This is a genomic window from Pseudomonas sp. AC355, assembly GCF_979258205.1.
Map to the genome: position 1 here is coordinate 550,841 of NZ_OZ409843.1, position 17,548 is coordinate 568,388.

The window sequence follows — 17,548 nt, forward strand, 5'->3', positions numbered from 1 at the left end:
CGGCACCTCATGGATCTGCCATGAATGCGGCAGATCAGCGCCTTTGCCGTTGCGCTACGGGTGGCGACTCAGAGCGCCATCTCCCGCCTGAACACCTCCAGCGTATGGGCCTTGACCCGCACGAACTCCGGGTGGCTCATGATCTCCGCACCCCGTGGCCGGGGCAGATCGAACGGGACGATTTCGGCAATCTGGGTGGGTCGCCGGGTCAGCAGCAGGATCTCATCGGCCAGAAATACCGCGTCTTCCAGGTCGTGAGAAACGATCAGCATGGTGACGCCGGTGGCCAACTGCACTTCCTGCAATTTGTCGCGGATGAACAAGGTCATCTCGAAGTCCAGCGCGGAAAACGGCTCGTCGAGGAACATCACTTCCGGGCGCGGCGCCAGCGCCCGCATGATGCACACGGTCTGTTGCTGGCCGCCTGAAAGCTCGTACGGATAACGATTCAGATCGAAGCGTATATCGAACATCTGCGTCAGCTCATCGACGCGCGCTTTCACATCGGCCTTGCTCATGCCCTGACGAACCAAGGGGTAGGCGATGTTGGCGCGGGCACTCATCCACGGAAACAGCGCATCGCGGTAGTTCTGGAACACGTAGCCGATCTTGGTTTGGGCGAGCGTCTTGCCATCGAACAGAATCTCGCCTTTATCCATCGGCATCAGCCCGGCGATCATGTTCATCAGTGTCGACTTGCCGCAGCCATTGGGCCCGAAGGTCGAGACGATCTTGCCGCGCGGCAGATCGAGATCCAGGTCGGTATACAACGGCTGGCCGGCAAAGGCTTTGCTCAAGCCGCGAATGGTGACATGGGTATCGGCACGCGGTGCAGCACCGGGTACCTGTGGCTTGTCGAGGGCTGGGGCGAGGGAAAGAGCGTGCGTCATGCCTGGCTACTCCAGTGAACGGTTTTTTTCTCGATCAGCAGGAACGCCAGGTTCAGCAGATAGCCCAGGGCGCCGGTGATCAGGATCGAGGCGTACATGTCTTTGATGTTGAATACCTGTTGCGCATCGATGATCCGGTGCCCCAGGCCGTTTTCCGAGCCGATGAACATTTCCGCGACGATCACGATCACCAGGGCGATGGACACCCCGGTACGCAAGCCGACGAAGGTTTGCGCGAGGCTTTCCATCAGCAGGATGTCCTTGAAAATGTGCCAGCGGGAAATGCCCATTACCTTGGCGGCCATCAGCCGGGTTTTCTTGGCGTTCATCACGCCATAGGCGCTGTTGAACAGAATCACCAGCACGGCGGCGAATGCGGCGATGGCGATCTTGTTCGCATCGCTGATGCCGAATATCAGCATGAACAGCGGGATCAGCGCCGAGGAGGGCGTCGAGCGGAAGAAGTCGATCAAAAATTCCAGGCTGCGGTAGACCTTTTCGCTACTGCCCAGAATGACGCCCAGCGGCACCCCAACCGCGGCGGCAAAAGCGAACGCGGCCAGCGTTCGGTACAGCGTCGAGGCGATGTCGGTGCGCATGGACGGTTCAGTGAACGACTGGAACATGAAGCCCAGCGTTTCGAGCGGCGAGGGCAGCAGAACCGGATTCAGCCACTGCGCACTGACTGCCAGTTGCCATAACAGAAACAGCAGCAGCGGGCCGATCAGCGGCAGCAGGCGCGAAGACCAGTGTGACGTCATGACGATTCTCCTCAGCCCTGATAGATCAGTGCAGCCACGTCGATCGGTTTGCTGAAGATTTTCCGCTCGGTGAACACGTCATAGAACTTCTGGAACCACTGCAGGTTGTCGCCTTTCAGGTCGGAATACATGACGAAGCCCGGCAGCGGCACCTCGTTCACCAGATCCGATTCGATGCTGGTGTAGCCGACGATGTTCTTGCGTGCCTGCTCCGGCTGCGAAGCGATGAACGCCACGGCCTTCTGGTAGGCAGCGATGAAGGCTTTGGTCTGTTGCGGCTTGCTCTCGATGAAGGTGCTGTTCAGTGCGGCGGCACCACCGAACCAGGGCGCGTCGGCATTGCCGAGCACGTATTTGGAGATGACGCCGGTTTCCAGCGTGCGCGACAGGTTCTTCATGCGCCCCACGGTGCCGGTCGGCTCCAGGGTATAGACCCCGTCGATCTGGCCGGCCGCCAGCGCTGGCGCGTGCTGGCCGACTGGCAGTTCGATGACGGAAGGATCGCTGAAGCCGTTTTTTTCCAGAATGATCTTCGCCATCGTGACGTTCTGAATGCCCGGGCCACAGGCGATTTTCTTGCCTTGCAGATCGCTGATGCTCTGCGCAGTGCTATTGAGCGGAACCAGAAATTCATCCAGAACCAGTCGATGGTTCGATGGGTTGGAGCAGATGATCTTGAAAAGCCCCGGCATGGTGATCGCCCCCAGACCGAGGGCGCCGGTCGCGGTGCCGTTCGCACAGCCGTGGATTCGGCCAGTGATCATGCCCTCGACGATTTGCTGCGGGCTGGAGAACTTGACGCCTTTGACGTTCAGCCCCGCTTCCTTGAAAAAACCTTGCTCCAGGGCGACATACAACGGCAGGCCGCCAACGATGGGCCAATAGCCGATGCGGATTTCCTCGTCATCGGCGGCAAACGCGCCAGCGGGAAGCAGGCCGCCAAGGGTCATGGCGCTCCCCGTCACGGCCAGCCACTTCATCAGTTGGCGACGATCCAGATTGAGCGGAAGGTTTTCAGGTTTGACGTCTTTCATCGGTTTTCCCTGTTTTCAGATTGGCAATGTGGCGTGTACATAGCTGCAAGCACGTGCCGTTCCAGGTTGATAAATTTATAAAATTCAGCTGGTTACATTATTTTTTGACGCGTGACTGGGGCGATATCTGCGCAGCGTCGATCAACGGGCCCCAGGTTGGCGCGTGCGGTGATGTGGGCTGTCACGGCCTCAGCAGGATTGCCTGCGCGCGTTCGAAGGTCTTGCGGCCGGCCTTGTAGCCCATCAGCGGCGGGCTGATCTCGGCTACCACGGCGGCCGGTGAGGGCGCATCGAAGACGATGAAGTCGGCGCGACAGCCGGGTGTCAGGCCGTAGTCGGGCAGGCGCAACAGGCGTGCCGACTCACTCGACACCCAGCTCAGGCAACGCAGCAATTCGGCCTCGGTAGCCAGTTGGCTGACGTTGGCGAACAGGTTGGCCTGGCGCACCAGCGAGGCATCTCCGTAGGGCGTGAAGGGGTTGCCGATGTTGTTGGTCGATAGCGAGCAGGTCACGCCACAGGCATGCAGATGCTGCAACGGCGCCAGGCCGCGTGGCCGGTTGTGGAAGTGCTCGCGGCCGGTGAGGAACAGGTCGGTACTCGGTAGACAGGTGACCTGCACGCCGGCCTCGGCCAGCGATTCGGCAACCGCCAGCAGGGTGTCCCTGGGCAGTGCCGACAGCTTGGTCACATGGCCGATGGTTACCCGGCCAGCCCAGCCGTGCTGATGGGTGCAGCGGATCACCTCGCCGATGGTCATGCCTTCGGGGGTCAGGTCGAAATCCAGGTGGAAGTCCAGGTCACGGTCGAACTCCAACGCCAGTTCGAACAGCCGGCGAATCTGCGCACCAGGATCGGCGTCGGTGTAGGGGCAGCCGCCAAGCACCTCGGCGCCCTGGGCCAGCGCCTCGCACAACAGGGCTTCGGTGCCCGGGTTGTTGAGCAGGCCTTCTTGCGGGAACACGCAGATTTCCAGGCTGATGGCCCAGGCGTAATCCGCCTGCAGGCGACGCACCGCGTTGAAGCCGATCAGGCCGATCTGCGGGTCGATCTCGACGTGGGTGCGCATGTGCGTGGTGCCCTGGGCGATGGCCTTGTCGAGCACCTGGGCGCCGCGCTGGTAGACGTCCGCTTCGGTGAAGTCGGCCTTGGCCGAGCGGGTCTGGGCGATGGCCTCGGCCAGGGTGCCTTCGCTGAGCTGGCAGCGCTGCATGATGCAGGCCTTGTCCAGATGAATATGGGTCTCCACCAGGCCGGGCAGCAGCAGCTTGCCATTCAGGTCGAGGGTCTCGGCGGCGGCATTCGGCGCGCTGACGAAGTGGCCGTCCTCCACGTACAGGGTCTGCAGCGCCTGGGTGTCAGCGCCGAGACGGGCGTTGATGATGGTCAGCGCACTCATGCTGCCGCTCCTTCGCCGAGGTAAGCCGCTTCCAGTTCCGGGTCGCCACGCAACGCTTCGGCACTGCCGGATTTGACGATGCGCCCGGTCTCCAGCACATAGGCACGGTCGGCCACCTGCAGGGCGAGGTTGGCCATCTGGTCGACCAGCAACAAGGTCACGCCTTCGTCGCGCAGCGCGGCCAGGGCGTCATACAGCTCGCCGATCATGGCTGGCGACAGGCCCAGGGAAGGCTCGTCGAGCAGCAGGATTTTCGGCTTGGCCATCAGCCCGCGGCCGACCGCCACCATCTGCTGTTCGCCGCCCGAGAGCAGGCCGGCGGGGCTGTCGATACGATCACGCAGACGTGGGAAGCGGCGCAGGATGGCTTCTATTTCCGCGTCGGCATCGAAGGCCTCCTTGCGTGAGTAACCGCCGAGCAGCAGGTTGTCACGCACGCTGAGCTGGCCGAACATCTGACGGCCCTCCGGCACCAGGGCCAGGCCGCGGGCGGCGATGGTGCTGGCATCGGCGTGTTCGATGCTTTCGTTGTCGAGCAGGATGCTGCCGCCACTGGCTTTGTGCAGCCCGGCCAGGCACTGCAGGATGCTCGACTTGCCGGCGCCGTTGGCGCCCAGAATGGCGATCAGCTCGCCAGGGTTGACCACGATATTGACCTTGTCGACCACCGGCGCGGCGCCGTAGTCGATGACCAGATCCTTGATGTACAGACGAGCATCGCGCGAGCCATCCCAGGCTTCGGCCCGCGGTGTGGCCTGGTAGCTGGTGCCGCCCAGATAGGCGGCGATGACGCGCTCGTCCTTGCGCACTTCATCCGGTAGGCCCCAGGCGATGGGTTTGCCGGCGTCGAGCACCAGCAGGCGCTCGGACACGGCCATCACCAGGCCCATGTCGTGCTCGACCAGGATGACCGCGATGCCGAACCCGGCGAGGGTTCTGAACAGGCCAGCCAGGCGATCCGTGTCGCTGCGGCTGAGGCCGGCTGCCGGCTCGTCGAGCAGCAGTACACTGGGGCGGGTGGCCAGGGCGCGGGCGATTTCCACCAGGCGCCGATCGACGTGGGCCAGGTCATCGGCCGGGGTGTTCACCGAGCCCTGATAGCCGACCAGCGTCAGCAACTGCAGGGCGAGCTGGCGCCGGCTGTCGCTGGCGCAACTGAAGGGCAGGCCCAGGCGCCCCTGCTGCATGGCCACCAGCAGATTTTCCAGCACCGACAGCTCACCGAACAGTTGGGTGGTCTGGTAGGTACGGGCGATGCCGGCTCGGGCGATTTTCCAGGCGGGCAGGCCGGCCAGTGGGCGACCCAGGTCGATGCTGCCGCTGTCCGGTGCGTAGAAGCCGCTGATCATGTTCAGCACCGTGGTCTTGCCCGCGCCATTGGGGCCGATGATGCTGGTGATGCTGCCCGGTGGTGCCTGCAGGCTGACGTTCTGCGCCGCCTGGACGCCGCCGAAGCGAATGCCGATGTCCTTGACCAGCAGGCCGTCGCGGGCGGCGCTGTCCTGCTGGAAGAACGCGCTCAGCTGCACCTGATCGAAGGCCGCCGGGGCGCTCTGGTGAGCTGGCCGCAGCCACAGGCTGGCCAGAGTGCCGAGCAGTCCCCGTGGTGCAGCCCAGAGCACGCTGAGCAGCAGCAGCGAGAAAATCAGCAGACGGTATTCAGCGAAATCCGAGAGCATTTCCGGCAGCAGCACGATCAACAAAGCGCCGAGCAGCGGGCCGAAGAGGGTGCCGCTGCCGCCGACGATTACTGCCAGCACGAACAGGATCGACTGCGAGAAGGGGAAGGAGGCCGGGTTGATGAACATCATCAGTGGCGCCACCAGCGAACCGGCCAGGCCGGTGAGCAGAGCGGACAGGGCGAAAGCCAGGGTCTTGGTCTGTACCGGGTTGAAACCGAGCGAGCGGGCAGCGATTTCGGTGGATTTCACCGCGCGCATCGCCATGCCCCAGCCGCTGTGGCGCAGGCGCTGAAACAGGGCCAGGGCGGCGATCATCAGGCCGGTGGCGATCAGCGCCATGCTCACGCTTGGGTCGAGGTTGCCGATTTCCGGCATGGGGATGCCCATCAGGCCGTTGGCCCCGCCGGTCAGCGAGCGCCATTCGATCAGACCGTGGTGCACCACCAGGGCGAAGGCGATGGTGATCATCGCCAGGTACGGGCCGCTGACGCGCAGAGCCGGGATCGCCAGCAGCGCGCCAATGGCGCCACAGGCCAGGCCAGCGGCGATCATCGCCAGGCCCAGTGGCAGGCCGGCCATGGTCAGCAGTGCCGAGACATAGGCGCCGATGGCGTAGAAGGCGATATGGCCGAAAGAGATCTGCCCGCTCAGGCCGATCAGGATATTCAGGCCCACGCCGACCACCACGGCCAGCGCGCAAAAGGTGAAGACCAGCAGCGAGTAGCTGTCGAGCAGCAGCGTGGCCGCGATGCAGGCCAGCGTCAGCAGGGCGAGGGAAACGGGTGCGAACAGCGAATTCTTCAGGGTCATACTTTCACCAGGGTCTTGCTGCCGAACAGGCCATTGGGGCGCAACGCCAGGGCCAGAATGACCAGAGCGAAGGTGAACAACTGGGTGAAGGCCGAACCGAAATAGATGGTCACCAGCGCCTCTACCAGACCGAACAGCAGGCCGGCGGCGAATACCCCGCCAGCGCTGGCGATACCGCCAAGAATCGCCACGGCGAAGGCCTTGAGGCCGAACAACATGCCCATCTCGGCATTCACGCTGAACAGCGGCGCGATCAACAGACCGGCTATGGCGGCGAACACGGTCGACACGGCAAAGGCCACGGCCACCACGCGATTGACGCGGATACCCATCAGCATCGCCGCCTTGGGATTCTGCACACAGGCTTCCAGCACCTTGCCCAGGCGGGTGTAGCGACGCACCAGAAACAGCGCCAGGGCGATGCCGCCACCTACCAGCGGAATCAGCAACTGCAGCACGCCGACGTTGTTGCCGAACAGTTCCAGGTGCTGGTTGGCCAGGGCCGAAGTGAACTGCCGCGGCTCCTTGCCGAAGGTGAATAGCGCCAGGTTGTCGACCAGGATGCCCGCTGCCACCGTCGCCATCAGCCAGGCTTCGGAGCCGCGCGAATGGAAGGGGCGCACCAGAAAACGTTCGATGATCAGCCCGTAGACGGCGCACAGCGTCAGGGTCGCCGGAACCGCCAGCCACAGTGGCCAGCCCCAAGTGATGTAGAAGCTGTAGCCGAGTACGGCGCCAACCATCATGGCGCTGCCCTGGGCGAAATTGACTGTACGCGAAACCACGTAGGTGATATGGAAACCCAGGGCCAGCAGTGCATACATGCTGCCCAGTCCGAGCCCGGTGATGATGGCGGCGGTGATCATGACGATAATCCTCCGGGCGGGCCGCCAGGGCCCGCCCGTTCACGGCTTCAAGGGGCGAGCGGAACGATGCGACCGTCGACGAAGTGGGTGAAGACGTAGTCGTCCGGGCCCAGGGCGTCATGCTTGGTCGGGGTGAAGGGCTGGGTGTAGTCCTTGATCAGGCCCTGATAGCTGTCGATCGCATAGAAGCCATCGCGCACCTTGCTGCCCTGGGTGTCGCCGGCCTTTTCGATGGCAGCGGCGGCCAGGTGCATGGCGTCGTAGGCGTTGGCGATTCCGACTGCTGGAGTCACGTCGGCCAGGCTCTTGATCTCAGGGAAGCGCTGCTTGAGGGCAGCCAGCACGCTGTCGCCCTTGGCGCTGTTGTTCTCGGTGAACACATAGGTCTGGATGAAGTGCACGCGGCTGGCATTAGGGCCGGCCAGCTCGCTGAAGCGGCCGCCTGCCGGGCCCCAGTGGGAAACCACCGGCACATCCCAACCCATGCGATCGAGGGACTTGACCACCTGGGCCGAGGGGCCGACGTTGCCGACCATTAGCAGGGTGTCGGTGCCGGCATTCTTCAGGCGGGTGAGCTGCGGCACCACGTCGAGGTCGCTGTCTTCGATGCGCTCGATGCCGGCGTATTCCATGCCACGTTTGGCCAGGGCATCCTTGAAGCCGATTTCATTGGATTCGCCCCAGGGATTGTTGATCAGAATCATCCCCGGCTTCTTCATGCCCTTCTTGATGCCGTGCTCGACCAGCGCTTCGTCGACCAGCTCATCCACCGCCGATACGCGGAATACGTAATTGTCCTTGGCGCCGTTCTCGGTGATCTTGGTGCCAGCGGCCCAGATGCCCATGAACGGTACTTTCAACTGATTGGCCAGCGGCACGATGGCCAGGGAAACCGGTGTATCGAGGCCACCGAACAGCACGGTGACTTTTTCCCGCTGCGCCAGTTCACGAGCGGCCAGCATGCCTTTGGCCGGATTGCTTTCATCGTCACGGCGAATCAGCTGCACCGGGCGACCGAGGATGCCGCCCTTGGCATTGATCTCGTCGATGGCCACGGTGAGCCCGCGGGTAAGCGCCTCGCCGGATTTCGCCGACTGCCCGGACAAGGCAGCAACCAGACCGACCTTGATCGGCTCCTCGGCGTGCGCCGGAGCGCTCAGCGCCATGCCGAGGCTGGCAACAGCTGCTGCGCAGGGCAACAGGCGGCGTAGTGGGGATAATAGTTTGCGCATGAGCTTTCTCCTGATTGCTAGCATTCGTATATAATTTGCTAGCAAGCCTGGTGCCATAACGCGCAAACTGGTCATTCCGCGGTTTTCCCGGATTATCCACGGCAAACGTGCACAAATAGCGTGCGTGCCGCACCACATGCAGGCACGAAAGGTGCCCGGGCACGATCAATGAGTTGGGAGAGCAGGTATGAGTGAGATGAATGAAGCAGTAAAGATTGTTAGCGATTTTCTGGCCGCCTCCATGGCCCCGGATCCGGTCAAGGCAGCCACCTATATGAGTGACGACGTGCGCATCACCTTCACCGGTGGCCGCCACATGCCCACGCCCCAGGACATCACCGCATTCAACGGCTCGCGCTACGCCTGGGTGAAAAAGGCCCTCGGCCAGTTCGACTGGACCGAGCGCGACGACCATACCGTCGTCTATTCCAACGGCACGCTGTATGGCGAGTGGCCGGACGGCAGCAGCTTTTCCGGTAACCGCTATCTGGATCGTTTCGAAGTCCGCAACGGCAAGATCACCCGCATGGACGTCTGGAACGACAGCGCCGAGTGGCTGCTCACTCCCGAGATCGCCAAGGCCTGACTGTGCGGTGACAGGTCGACGTGCCGGCCTGTCACGACCGCTTTCGCGTCGGTCGTGGAATCCTGAAGGGGAATTGGCGAATAATACCGCCATTGGCTAGCGCCGCCCCTACACAGGAATCGATTTGCCATGAGCGCCTCCACCCCATCTTTGGTTCTCTCGATCCAGTCCCATGTCGCCCTCGGCCATGTTGGTAACGATGCCGCTGTGTTCCCGTTGCAGCGCCTGGGTTTTGAAGTGTTGCCGGTACACACGGTGCAGTTCTCCAACCACACCGGCTACGGGCAGTTCCGCGGCCAGGTGTTCGATGCCGAGCACATCCGCGAAGTGCTCGCTGGCCTGCGCGATCGCGGCGTGCTGTCACGGGTTTCGGCAGTGCTTTCCGGCTATCTGGGTGATGCGGCTATCGGTGCGGTGATCCTCGAGGCGGTGGACGAGATCCGTCGTGACAATCCGGGCGTGCGCTACCTCTGCGATCCGGTGATGGGCGATGTAGGGCGAGGGGTATTCGTCAACGCGGCGATCCCGGATTTTCTGCGCAACCTGGCGATTCCCTGCGCCAACATCATCACCCCCAACCAGTTCGAGTTCGAGCTGCTGACCGGCAGCAAACTCGACAGCGTCGACGAGGCCGTACGCACCGCGCGCCAGCTTCGTGGTCGTGGGCCGGACGTGGTGGTGATCACCAGCCTGGCCACCCCGGACATCCCCGCCGACCAGCTCTGTACCCTGGCAGTCAACGGTGAAGGCGCCTGGCTGGTGAGCACTCCGCGCCTGGCGTTGCATCCGCTGCCCAATGGCATGGGCGATGTGTTCTCGGCAACGCTGCTGGCCCGATTGCTCTCCGGGCATGCGCTGCCGCAGGCGCTAGAACTGGCTACCGCCACGCTCTACGCCCTGGTGCAGAAAACCGCTGAGGGATCCCGTGATCTGCCGCTGGTGGTTGCCCAGGAACAAATCGTCGAGCCGCAGCAGCGCTACGAGGCGACTGAGGTGGTGGTCAAATGATCGGGCGTTGCCTGTGCATGGTCGGGCTGCTGCTGGCGAGTGGCCTGGCCTGCGCCTGCGAGGTCGACACGGCAGCGGCCGTTCGCGATGACACCCATGGCAACTACGTGATTCCGGTACGGGTCAAGGCGGGCGAGCGCTGCGTGATCCTCGATCACCTGACGGCAGAGGGCCGCAAGACACGCAGTGAAGTCTGGATGCCGGTAGAAAAACTGGGCAGCAGCATGCCGAAACTGGGGCGCTTCAAGCGTGAGTACCAGGTCGAGGGTGAGGTGGCGAACGTAGATCGTTTCGTCTACCTGGCGGGCGACAAGGCGGGTGAGGATTCGGTGAGGTTCTCGTCGTTCCCCAATCAGCAGGAGCGACGCGCAGTCGAGTACCGCATCAGTATCGAATGACCGGCTGCGCCAGGCACATCAACGCTGGTAGGGGCTTTCGCTTTTCAGCTCTGCGCCGTTCTCGACATCCTTGAGGTGCTGGGAGCTACTGGTTTGGCCAGTAGCTCCCAGGGCGTGTGGCTTACTGGGAGATCGCCAGTTTCGAGTCACGGACGCCTTTCATGCCGGTTGCATCATCGACCATCTCGACACCAGCACCGCCTACGAACACACCCATCTTGATGTACTGACGAACGAAGTAGTTCTTGCCGCCATCAGCCTGGAAGGTGAGGGCGTTGTCGCTGAACTCAGACTCGGTGGAAATGACGTGTTTGCCGGGGGCGATTTCCTTATAGAAGTACACCTTGTTGGCTGTTTCGCCGAGCACCTGGCCGTCCAGCGAAACGCTTTTCTTCAGCGCCTTGCCGGCAAAACTATTGCGGTAGATATACAGGCCCGCTTTATCCGCAGTGGGGGCGGTGAATTGCTTCATGGCACTGTCCTGCTCGGCAGGCGCCATGGGCACGGATGAGCAGCCAGTCAGTACCAGCGAGGCAAGAAGGGCAGAGCTGGCAATCAGTTTTTTCAACATGATGACGTTCCTTGTTCGAGAGAGGAGTTGGGCTGCGTACTTTGCGCGAACCCGTTCATCCCGCTACCGCGGGTCTGAATGCGCGCCATATTAGAAAAAAACTTCGAGACGTGTTGAGAGAAAATCCACATCCCTGGCACATGCTCACGTCCTGACGGGCGGTACAGTCGATAGGTTTGACAAAAGTTAGTCGTTTTCATAGCTTTGCCATTACGCAAACGTTTGCGTGCCCATAAAAATGACAATAATCACGGAGTTCGCCCATGTCCGGTTTCCGTCCTGCCCGTCTCTGCGCCGCCATCGCTCTCGGTGCCGCCGCTCTCGTCAGCTTCTCCAGTGCCCATGCCGCCGAAGGTGAAACGCCTCGCGTCGCGTTGGTCATGAAGTCCCTTGCCAACGAGTTCTTCCGCACTATGGAAGACGGCGCCAAGGACTACCAGAAAGAACACCCGAATCAGTTCGAATTGATCGCCAACGGCATCAAGGACGAAACCGACACCTCCGCGCAGATTCGTATCGTCGAGCAGATGATCGTTGCCAAGGTCGATGCGCTGGTGATCGCGCCGGCCGACTCCAAGGCGCTGGTGCCGGTGATCAAGAAGGCCAGCGATGCCGGCATCAAGATCGTCAATATCGATAACCGTCTCGACCCCGAGGTGGTGAAGAGCAAGGGCCTGGACGTGCCGTTCGTGGGCCCGGACAACCGCAAGGGCGCGCGTCTGGTCGGTGAGTATCTGGCCCAGAACAAACTCAAGGCGGGTGATGAAGTCGGCATCATCGAAGGCGTTTCCACCACCACGAATGCCCAGCAACGTACCGCAGGTTTCAAGGATGCGATGGAAGCAGCCGGCATGAAGATCGTCGGCGTGCAGTCGGGCAACTGGGAGATCGACCGTGGTAACGCGGTGGCCTCGGCCATGCTCAACGAGTACCCGGATCTCAAGGCGCTGCTGGCTGGTAACGACAGCATGGCGCTTGGCGCGGTATCCGCCGTGCGCGCTGCCGGCAAGAAAGATCAGGTGCAGGTGGTCGGTTACGACAACATCAACGCCATCAAACCGATGCTCAAGGATGGCCGCGTGCTCGCCACTGCCGACCAGTTCGCCGCTCGCCAGGCGGTGTTTGGCATCGAGGCGGCGCTCAAGCTGGTCAAGGGTGAAGCCACCGACGCCAAAGACGGTGTGATCGAAACCCCGGTCGAACTTGTGACCAAGCCGTGACCACGGCTGTAGTGGCCGGCGAGACCGTTCTCGCCGCCAGCAATATCGGCAAGACCTACGTCCAGCCCGTGCTGGGCGGGGTCGAGCTGGAGCTGCGCGCCGGTGAAGTGCTGGCGCTGACCGGCGAGAACGGCGCCGGCAAGAGCACGCTGTCGAAGATTTTCTGTGGGTTGGAGCAGCCGACTACCGGCTCGCTGACTTTCCTTGGCCAGCCTTACGCACCAGCCAGTCGTCGCGAGGCCGAGCGCCTCGGCGTGCGCATGGTGTTGCAGGAGCTCAATCTGCTGCCGACCCTGACCGTTGCCGAGAACCTGTTTCTCGACAACCTGCCTAGCCGTGGCGGTTGGATTTCCCGTGGTCGCCTGCGCGAGATGGCGCGCCAGGCCATGGCCCAGGTCGGCCTGGAAGCGGTAGACCCGGATACTCCGGTAGCCGCGCTGGGCGTCGGCCATCAGCAGATGGTCGAAATCGCCCGCAACCTGATCGGCGATTGCCGGGTGCTGATTCTCGATGAGCCCACGGCGATGCTCACTGCCCGCGAAGTGGATCTGCTGTTCGAGCAGATCCAGCGGCTGCGCGCCGCGGGCGTGGCCATCGTGTACATCTCCCACCGCCTCGAAGAGTTGGCGAAGGTGGCGCAGCGTGTCGCCGTGCTGCGCGACGGTCAGTTGGTGGCGGTGGAACCCATCGACCGTTACAGCAGTGATGAACTGGTCACCCTGATGGTCGGCCGCGAGGTCGGCGAAGCCATCGACCTGGGTCAGCGAAACATCGGCGCGCCGCTGTTGCAGGTGGCCAATCTCAGCCGCCGCGGCAAGGTCGACGACGTTTCCTTCAGCGTACGGGCAGGGGAGATCTACGGAATTTCCGGCTTGATCGGTGCCGGCCGCACCGAGTTGCTGCGGCTGATCTATGGCGCCGACCGCGCGGACAGCGGCCAGGTGGCAATCGGCAACCCTCCGGTTCCGGTGCGCGTGCGCTCGCCTGCCGAAGCGGTGGGGCACGGTATCGCGCTGATCACCGAAGACCGCAAGAGCGAAGGCCTGCTGCTTGGTCAGCCGATCGCCGCCAACCTGGCACTGGGCAACATGCCGGCCGTTTCCAGGCATGGCGTGATGCGCCCGGCTGCCGAGCAGGCGCTGGCGCAGCGGCAGATCGATGCCATGCGCATTCGTTGCAATGGGCCCCATCAGGCGGTGGTCGAGCTGTCCGGTGGCAACCAGCAGAAGGTGGTCATCGGCCGCTGGCTGGAACGCGACTGTCGCGTGCTGCTGTTCGACGAGCCGACCCGTGGCATCGATGTCGGTGCCAAGTTCGAGATATACGGCCTGCTCGGCGAACTGGCGCGGCAGGGCAAGGCGCTCGTGGTGGTGTCCAGTGACCTGCGCGAGCTGATGCTGATCTGCGACCGTATCGGCGTGCTGTCTGCCGGCCGCCTCATCGAAACATTCGACCGCGATGACTGGAGTCAGGATCGCCTGCTGGCCGCCGCGTTCGCCGGCTACCGCAGCCGCGAAGCCATGCTCGGCGACGTCGCCCCCCCGTTACAGGAGCTTTGCCAATGACCACTCCATCCGCCACGCCCACCAAGCGCAGTGGTACCCATCAGGGCCTGGGCACCTACCTGGGTCTGGCTGGTGCGCTGCTGGCGATGATCGTGCTGTTTTCCTCGCTGAGCAGCCATTTTCTTTCCTATGCGACCTTCACCACCCTGGCCAACCAGATCCCCGATCTGATGGTGCTGGCGGTGGGCATGACGCTGATCCTGATCATTGGCGGCATCGACCTGTCGGTGGGTTCGGTGCTAGCGCTGGCGGCTGCCGTGGTCAGCGTGGCGACGCTCGGGTTCGGCTGGGGCATCGTGCCTGCTGCGCTGCTGGGCATGGCCTGCGCGGCGCTGGCAGGCAGTGTGACCGGGCTCATCACCGTGGCCTGGGGCATTCCGTCGTTCATCGTCTCCCTCGGCGTGCTGGAGATGGCCCGTGGCCTGGCCTACCAGCTCACCGACTCGCGCACCGCTTATATCGGCGACGCCTACGCCTGGCTGTCGACGCCGTTCGCGGCCGGTATCTCGCCGTCGTTCGTCATCGCGCTGCTGGTGATCGTCGCGGCGCACCTACTGCTGACGCGCAGCGTGTTCGGCCGCTATCTGGTGGCCATCGGCACCAACGAAGAGGCGGTGCGCCTGGCCGGCATCAACCCGAAACCCTACAAGGTCTCGGTTTTCGCGCTGATGGGCCTGCTCGCCGGGCTGGCAGCACTGTTCCAGATTTCCCGCCTGGAGGCAGCCGACCCGAATGCCGGTTCCGGTCTGGAACTGCAGGTGATCGCCGCCGTGGTGATCGGTGGCACCAGCCTGATGGGCGGCCGTGGTTCGGTGATCAGTACCTTTTTCGGTGTGCTGATCATTTCCGTGCTGGCCGCCGGGCTGGCGCAGATCGGCGCCAGCGAGCCCACCAAACGGATCATCACCGGTGCGGTGATCGTGGTCGCGGTGATCCTCGACACCTACCGCAGCTATCGCGCCAAGCGTAGGGCCTGATCGTTCATGGCCACCATCAAGGACGTCGCCGCACGCGCCGGTATTTCCTACACCACGGTTTCCCACGTGGTGAATGGCACGCGCCCGGTCAGTGACGCGGTGCGCCGCAAGGTCGAGGCGGCCATCGCCGAGCTGGGCTATGTGCCCAGTGGGGTGGCGCGGTCGCTCAGAGCCCGCGCCACCGGCACCCTCGGACTGCTAGTGCCGAACGCCAGCAACCCTTATTTCGCCGAATTGGCGCGGGGTATAGAGGATCACGCCGAGCGCAACGGCTATAGCGTGATCCTGTGCAATTCCGACGACGACGGTGCCAAGCAGTTGCGCTACCTGCGGGTGCTGCTGGAGCGCCGTATCGATGGCCTGATCGTCGCTACCGTGACCCGCGATGCCGCCTTCGCCCAGGCTCTGGCAGCGGTACGGCTGCCGCTGATGCTGGTCGACCGATCCCTTGACGGGGTCAGTGCGGATCGCCTGCAGATCGACCATGAAAAGGGCGGTTACCTGGCGACCCGGCACCTGCTCGAGCTTGGCCATCGGCGCATCGCCTGCATTGCCGGGCCTGTTGATACCCAGGTGGCTCAGTTGCGGGTGGCGGGCTATCAACGGGCTCTGGCCGAGGCAGGCTTGCCAGCTGCCGAGCCGACTCACTGCACCTTCACCAGCCCGGCGGGGCACGCCGCTGCGCTTGGCCTGTTGAGCGATGAGGCGCGGCCGACGGCGATTTTCGCCGGTAACGACATGATCGCCCTCGGCGTGCTGCGTGCTGCTGCGGAGCGTGGTGTGCGGGTGCCCCAGGAGCTGTCGCTGGTAGGTTTCGACGACATCGAAGTGAGTCGCTATTTGCACCCGGCCCTGACCACCGTTGGCCAGCACATCGGCCAACTCGGCGAGCGTGCTGCCGAGCGCTTGCTGCAGCGGGTGCGCACCCCGGAACTCGAACCCGAACAATGGCTGCTCGAACCGACCCTGATGGTGCGCGAGTCCACCGCCGCTGCGGGCGGCTGAAATTACCCAGTGGGCGCATCAGCGTCCTGAGGAGCAGGTACAGATGCAAGGCAATCTGGTGGTAGTGGGTAGCTTGAACATGGATTTGATCGTGCGTGCGCCGCGCCTGCCCCGTGGTGGCGAAACCCTGGCCGGGCATGACTTCGCCACGGCTGCGGGCGGCAAGGGCGCCAACCAGGCGGTCGCGGCGGCACGCCTCGGCGCGCAGGTGGCGATGATCGGCTGCGTCGGTGCCGATGCCTACGGCGCACGCTTGCGTACTGCGCTGCTCGTGGAAGGTATCGATTGCACGGCGGTCAGCGAGATCGAGGGTGTGCCGACGGGGATCGCCTCGATTCTGGTGGATGACGCCGGACAGAACGCCATTGTCATCGTCGCCGGTGGCAACGGCGCCTTGACGCCCGCTCACCTCGATGCGCAGGCGGTGCTGCTGGCCGCCGCCCAGGTGCTGGTGGTGCAACTGGAAGTGCCGCAAGCCACCGTCGAAGCGGCCATGAGACGTGGCCGCGAGGCCGGCTGCACGGTGATCCTCAATCCGGCGCCCGCTAGTGGGCCGCTGCCGGCACACTGGTACGGGCTGGCCGATTACCTGATCCCCAATGAGAGTGAGGCCGCGGCGCTCACCGGCCTGCCGGTGGACTCACCCGAGTCGGCCCTGCACGCTGCGCAACGGTTGCTGCAGGTCGGCGCTCGCCGTGTGCTGATCACCCTGGGCGCTCAGGGCGTGCTCTACGCCGATGGCGAGCGACACGCGCATTTCGCCGTGGCCCCGGTGGTGGCCGTGGATACCACGGCCGCTGGCGATACCTTCGTCGGCGGTTTCGCCGCCGCGCTGGCTGCCGGGCAGACGCTGGAATCAGCCATCGGCCTGGGCCAGCAAGCTGCTGCACTGGCGGTTACCCGGCCCGGCGCACAGCCTTCAATTCCTTATCGCCACGAGTTGCCCGCATGAAGAAGACGCCCCTGCTCAACGCTGCGCTCTCCGCCGCCATCGCCCGGCTCGGCCATGGCGACATCATCGTCATCGGCGATGCCGGCATGCCGGTGCCGCCGGGTACGCCGTGCATCGACCTGGCGCTGACCGCCGGCGTGCCGGACTTCGTTACCACCTTGCGGGTGGTGCTGAGCGAGATGCAGGTGCAGGGCCATCTGCTGGCCCGGGAAACCCTGGAGGTGGCGCCACTGGCGCTCGAGGCCATCGAGTCGCTGACCGCCGCTGGCGAGTTGGGCGAGCGGCAGGTGGTCAGCCATGATGAACTCAAGGCGGCCTGTGCCAAGGCACGGGTGCAGATCCGTACGGGTGAGTGCCGGCCCTACAGCAACATTGCGCTGATCGCCGGCGTGACGTTTTAAGAAGCGGTTTACGATCTGCTTTCACGGCGCCACTTGGGTAGCTTCAAGGCAGAAGCGGACGGTGAGCAGAGCTTTCTTTTTGTAGGAGGGGCTTTAGCCGCGAGCTCTATTGAAGAGCAAAGAGCTCGCGGCTAAAGCGGATCGCCGCCCGGCCCCTCCCACGAGATCGCGACCGGCCGCTGATGATGGCT

At 63.6% G+C, this 17,548-nt stretch carries 17 protein-coding genes; 9 read left to right on the forward strand and 8 right to left on the reverse strand.

Annotation, left to right across the window (positions count from 1 at the left end; all coding sequences use genetic code 11):
• Window positions 1-68: 68 nt before the first annotated feature.
• From ACZ0AI_RS02660 to ACZ0AI_RS02690, 7 genes are all read right to left on the reverse strand, one after another.
• Entirely contained in the window at window positions 69-890 is an 822-nt protein-coding gene (locus ACZ0AI_RS02660) for an ABC transporter ATP-binding protein (RefSeq protein WP_463564441.1), read from the reverse strand.
• A complete protein-coding gene (locus ACZ0AI_RS02665; RefSeq protein WP_463564442.1) occupies window positions 887-1,651 on the reverse strand; it encodes an ABC transporter permease in 765 nt (254 codons plus the stop codon). The genes ACZ0AI_RS02660 and ACZ0AI_RS02665 overlap by 4 nt, the downstream gene beginning before the upstream one ends.
• 11 nt (window positions 1,652-1,662) lie before the next feature.
• A complete protein-coding gene (locus ACZ0AI_RS02670; RefSeq protein WP_463564443.1) occupies window positions 1,663-2,685 on the reverse strand; it encodes an ABC transporter substrate-binding protein in 1,023 nt (340 codons plus the stop codon).
• Between the two features lie 181 nt (window positions 2,686-2,866).
• On the reverse strand, window positions 2,867-4,084 hold the full coding sequence (locus tag ACZ0AI_RS02675) for an amidohydrolase family protein (RefSeq protein WP_463564444.1): 1,218 nt from the start codon (window positions 4,082-4,084) through the stop codon (window positions 2,867-2,869).
• Entirely contained in the window at window positions 4,081-6,576 is a 2,496-nt protein-coding gene (locus ACZ0AI_RS02680) for a branched-chain amino acid ABC transporter ATP-binding protein/permease (RefSeq protein ID WP_463564445.1), read from the reverse strand. Before ACZ0AI_RS02680 ends, ACZ0AI_RS02675 begins: the two co-directional genes overlap by 4 nt.
• Entirely contained in the window at window positions 6,573-7,442 is an 870-nt protein-coding gene (locus ACZ0AI_RS02685) for a branched-chain amino acid ABC transporter permease (protein WP_463564446.1), read from the reverse strand. The genes ACZ0AI_RS02680 and ACZ0AI_RS02685 overlap by 4 nt, the downstream gene beginning before the upstream one ends.
• Window positions 7,443-7,489: 47 nt before the next feature.
• Window positions 7,490-8,674 carry an ABC transporter substrate-binding protein gene (locus ACZ0AI_RS02690; protein ID WP_463564447.1) on the reverse strand — a complete coding sequence of 395 codons (1,185 nt, stop codon included), beginning with the start codon at window positions 8,672-8,674 and terminating at the stop codon, window positions 7,490-7,492.
• A 187-nt stretch (window positions 8,675-8,861) separates the two neighbouring features.
• Here ACZ0AI_RS02690 and ACZ0AI_RS02695 point away from each other — a divergent pair, with 187 nt between their 5' ends.
• The 3 genes from ACZ0AI_RS02695 to ACZ0AI_RS02705 all read left to right on the forward strand — a co-directional run bounded on the left by ACZ0AI_RS02695 (window position 8,862) and on the right by ACZ0AI_RS02705 (window position 10,666).
• On the forward strand, window positions 8,862-9,260 hold the full coding sequence (locus ACZ0AI_RS02695) for a nuclear transport factor 2 family protein (protein WP_463564448.1): 399 nt from the start codon (window positions 8,862-8,864) through the stop codon (window positions 9,258-9,260).
• A gap of 129 nt (window positions 9,261-9,389) precedes the next feature.
• A complete protein-coding gene (pdxY, locus tag ACZ0AI_RS02700; protein WP_463564449.1) occupies window positions 9,390-10,268 on the forward strand; it encodes a pyridoxal kinase PdxY in 879 nt (292 codons plus the stop codon).
• The gene (locus ACZ0AI_RS02705; protein WP_463564450.1) at window positions 10,265-10,666 is read left to right on the forward strand and encodes a hypothetical protein; all 402 of its coding nucleotides are present in this window, start codon (window positions 10,265-10,267) and stop codon (window positions 10,664-10,666) included. The genes pdxY and ACZ0AI_RS02705 overlap by 4 nt, the downstream gene beginning before the upstream one ends.
• A 121-nt stretch (window positions 10,667-10,787) precedes the next feature.
• On the opposite strand, the gene ACZ0AI_RS02710 is transcribed toward ACZ0AI_RS02705, so the two are convergent.
• Window positions 10,788-11,237 (reverse strand): DUF2846 domain-containing protein, encoded by a 450-nt coding sequence (locus ACZ0AI_RS02710; RefSeq protein ID WP_122983028.1) that lies wholly within the window; start codon window positions 11,235-11,237, stop codon window positions 10,788-10,790.
• A 263-nt stretch (window positions 11,238-11,500) separates the two neighbouring features.
• Between ACZ0AI_RS02710 and ACZ0AI_RS02715 the strand changes: the two genes are divergently transcribed.
• The 6 genes from ACZ0AI_RS02715 to rbsD are packed head-to-tail and all read left to right on the forward strand — an operon-like array spanning window position 11,501 to window position 17,357.
• A complete protein-coding gene (locus ACZ0AI_RS02715; protein WP_225831454.1) occupies window positions 11,501-12,457 on the forward strand; it encodes a sugar ABC transporter substrate-binding protein in 957 nt (318 codons plus the stop codon).
• A gap of 11 nt (window positions 12,458-12,468) precedes the next feature.
• Complete coding sequence (locus ACZ0AI_RS02720) at window positions 12,469-14,022, forward strand: sugar ABC transporter ATP-binding protein (protein WP_463566040.1); 1,554 nt, start codon at window positions 12,469-12,471, stop codon at window positions 14,020-14,022.
• The gene (locus ACZ0AI_RS02725; RefSeq protein ID WP_463564451.1) at window positions 14,019-14,999 is read left to right on the forward strand and encodes an ABC transporter permease; all 981 of its coding nucleotides are present in this window, start codon (window positions 14,019-14,021) and stop codon (window positions 14,997-14,999) included. Before ACZ0AI_RS02720 ends, ACZ0AI_RS02725 begins: the two co-directional genes overlap by 4 nt.
• Window positions 15,000-15,005: 6 nt before the next feature.
• Complete coding sequence (locus ACZ0AI_RS02730; RefSeq protein ID WP_463564452.1) at window positions 15,006-16,004, forward strand: LacI family DNA-binding transcriptional regulator; 999 nt, start codon at window positions 15,006-15,008, stop codon at window positions 16,002-16,004.
• Window positions 16,005-16,047: 43 nt separating this feature from the next.
• Entirely contained in the window at window positions 16,048-16,956 is a 909-nt protein-coding gene (rbsK, locus tag ACZ0AI_RS02735) for a ribokinase (protein ID WP_463564453.1), read from the forward strand.
• Entirely contained in the window at window positions 16,953-17,357 is a 405-nt protein-coding gene (rbsD, locus tag ACZ0AI_RS02740; protein ID WP_463564454.1) for a D-ribose pyranase, read from the forward strand. The genes rbsK and rbsD overlap by 4 nt, the downstream gene beginning before the upstream one ends.
• Window positions 17,358-17,548 lie beyond the last annotated feature (191 nt).

Excerpts from the sequence above, each read along its gene's own strand:
- ACZ0AI_RS02660 (WP_463564441.1), bottom strand. The coding sequence starts at position 890 with ATGACGCACGCTCTTTCCCTCGCCCCAGCCCTCGACAAGCCACAGGTA.
- ACZ0AI_RS02665 (WP_463564442.1), bottom strand. The coding sequence starts at position 1,651 with ATGACGTCACACTGGTCTTCGCGCCTGCTGCCGCTGATCGGCCCGCTG.
- ACZ0AI_RS02670 (WP_463564443.1), bottom strand. The coding sequence starts at position 2,685 with ATGAAAGACGTCAAACCTGAAAACCTTCCGCTCAATCTGGATCGTCGC.
- ACZ0AI_RS02675 (WP_463564444.1), bottom strand. The coding sequence starts at position 4,084 with ATGAGTGCGCTGACCATCATCAACGCCCGTCTCGGCGCTGACACCCAG.
- ACZ0AI_RS02680 (WP_463564445.1), bottom strand. The coding sequence starts at position 6,576 with ATGACCCTGAAGAATTCGCTGTTCGCACCCGTTTCCCTCGCCCTGCTG.
- ACZ0AI_RS02685 (WP_463564446.1), bottom strand. The coding sequence starts at position 7,442 with ATGATCACCGCCGCCATCATCACCGGGCTCGGACTGGGCAGCATGTAT.
- ACZ0AI_RS02690 (WP_463564447.1), bottom strand. The coding sequence starts at position 8,674 with ATGCGCAAACTATTATCCCCACTACGCCGCCTGTTGCCCTGCGCAGCA.
- ACZ0AI_RS02695 (WP_463564448.1), top strand. The coding sequence starts at position 8,862 with ATGAGTGAGATGAATGAAGCAGTAAAGATTGTTAGCGATTTTCTGGCC.
- pdxY (WP_463564449.1), top strand. The coding sequence starts at position 9,390 with ATGAGCGCCTCCACCCCATCTTTGGTTCTCTCGATCCAGTCCCATGTC.
- ACZ0AI_RS02705 (WP_463564450.1), top strand. The coding sequence starts at position 10,265 with ATGATCGGGCGTTGCCTGTGCATGGTCGGGCTGCTGCTGGCGAGTGGC.
- ACZ0AI_RS02710 (WP_122983028.1), bottom strand. The coding sequence starts at position 11,237 with ATGTTGAAAAAACTGATTGCCAGCTCTGCCCTTCTTGCCTCGCTGGTA.
- ACZ0AI_RS02715 (WP_225831454.1), top strand. The coding sequence starts at position 11,501 with ATGTCCGGTTTCCGTCCTGCCCGTCTCTGCGCCGCCATCGCTCTCGGT.
- ACZ0AI_RS02725 (WP_463564451.1), top strand. The coding sequence starts at position 14,019 with ATGACCACTCCATCCGCCACGCCCACCAAGCGCAGTGGTACCCATCAG.
- ACZ0AI_RS02730 (WP_463564452.1), top strand. The coding sequence starts at position 15,006 with ATGGCCACCATCAAGGACGTCGCCGCACGCGCCGGTATTTCCTACACC.
- rbsK (WP_463564453.1), top strand. The coding sequence starts at position 16,048 with ATGCAAGGCAATCTGGTGGTAGTGGGTAGCTTGAACATGGATTTGATC.
- rbsD (WP_463564454.1), top strand. The coding sequence starts at position 16,953 with ATGAAGAAGACGCCCCTGCTCAACGCTGCGCTCTCCGCCGCCATCGCC.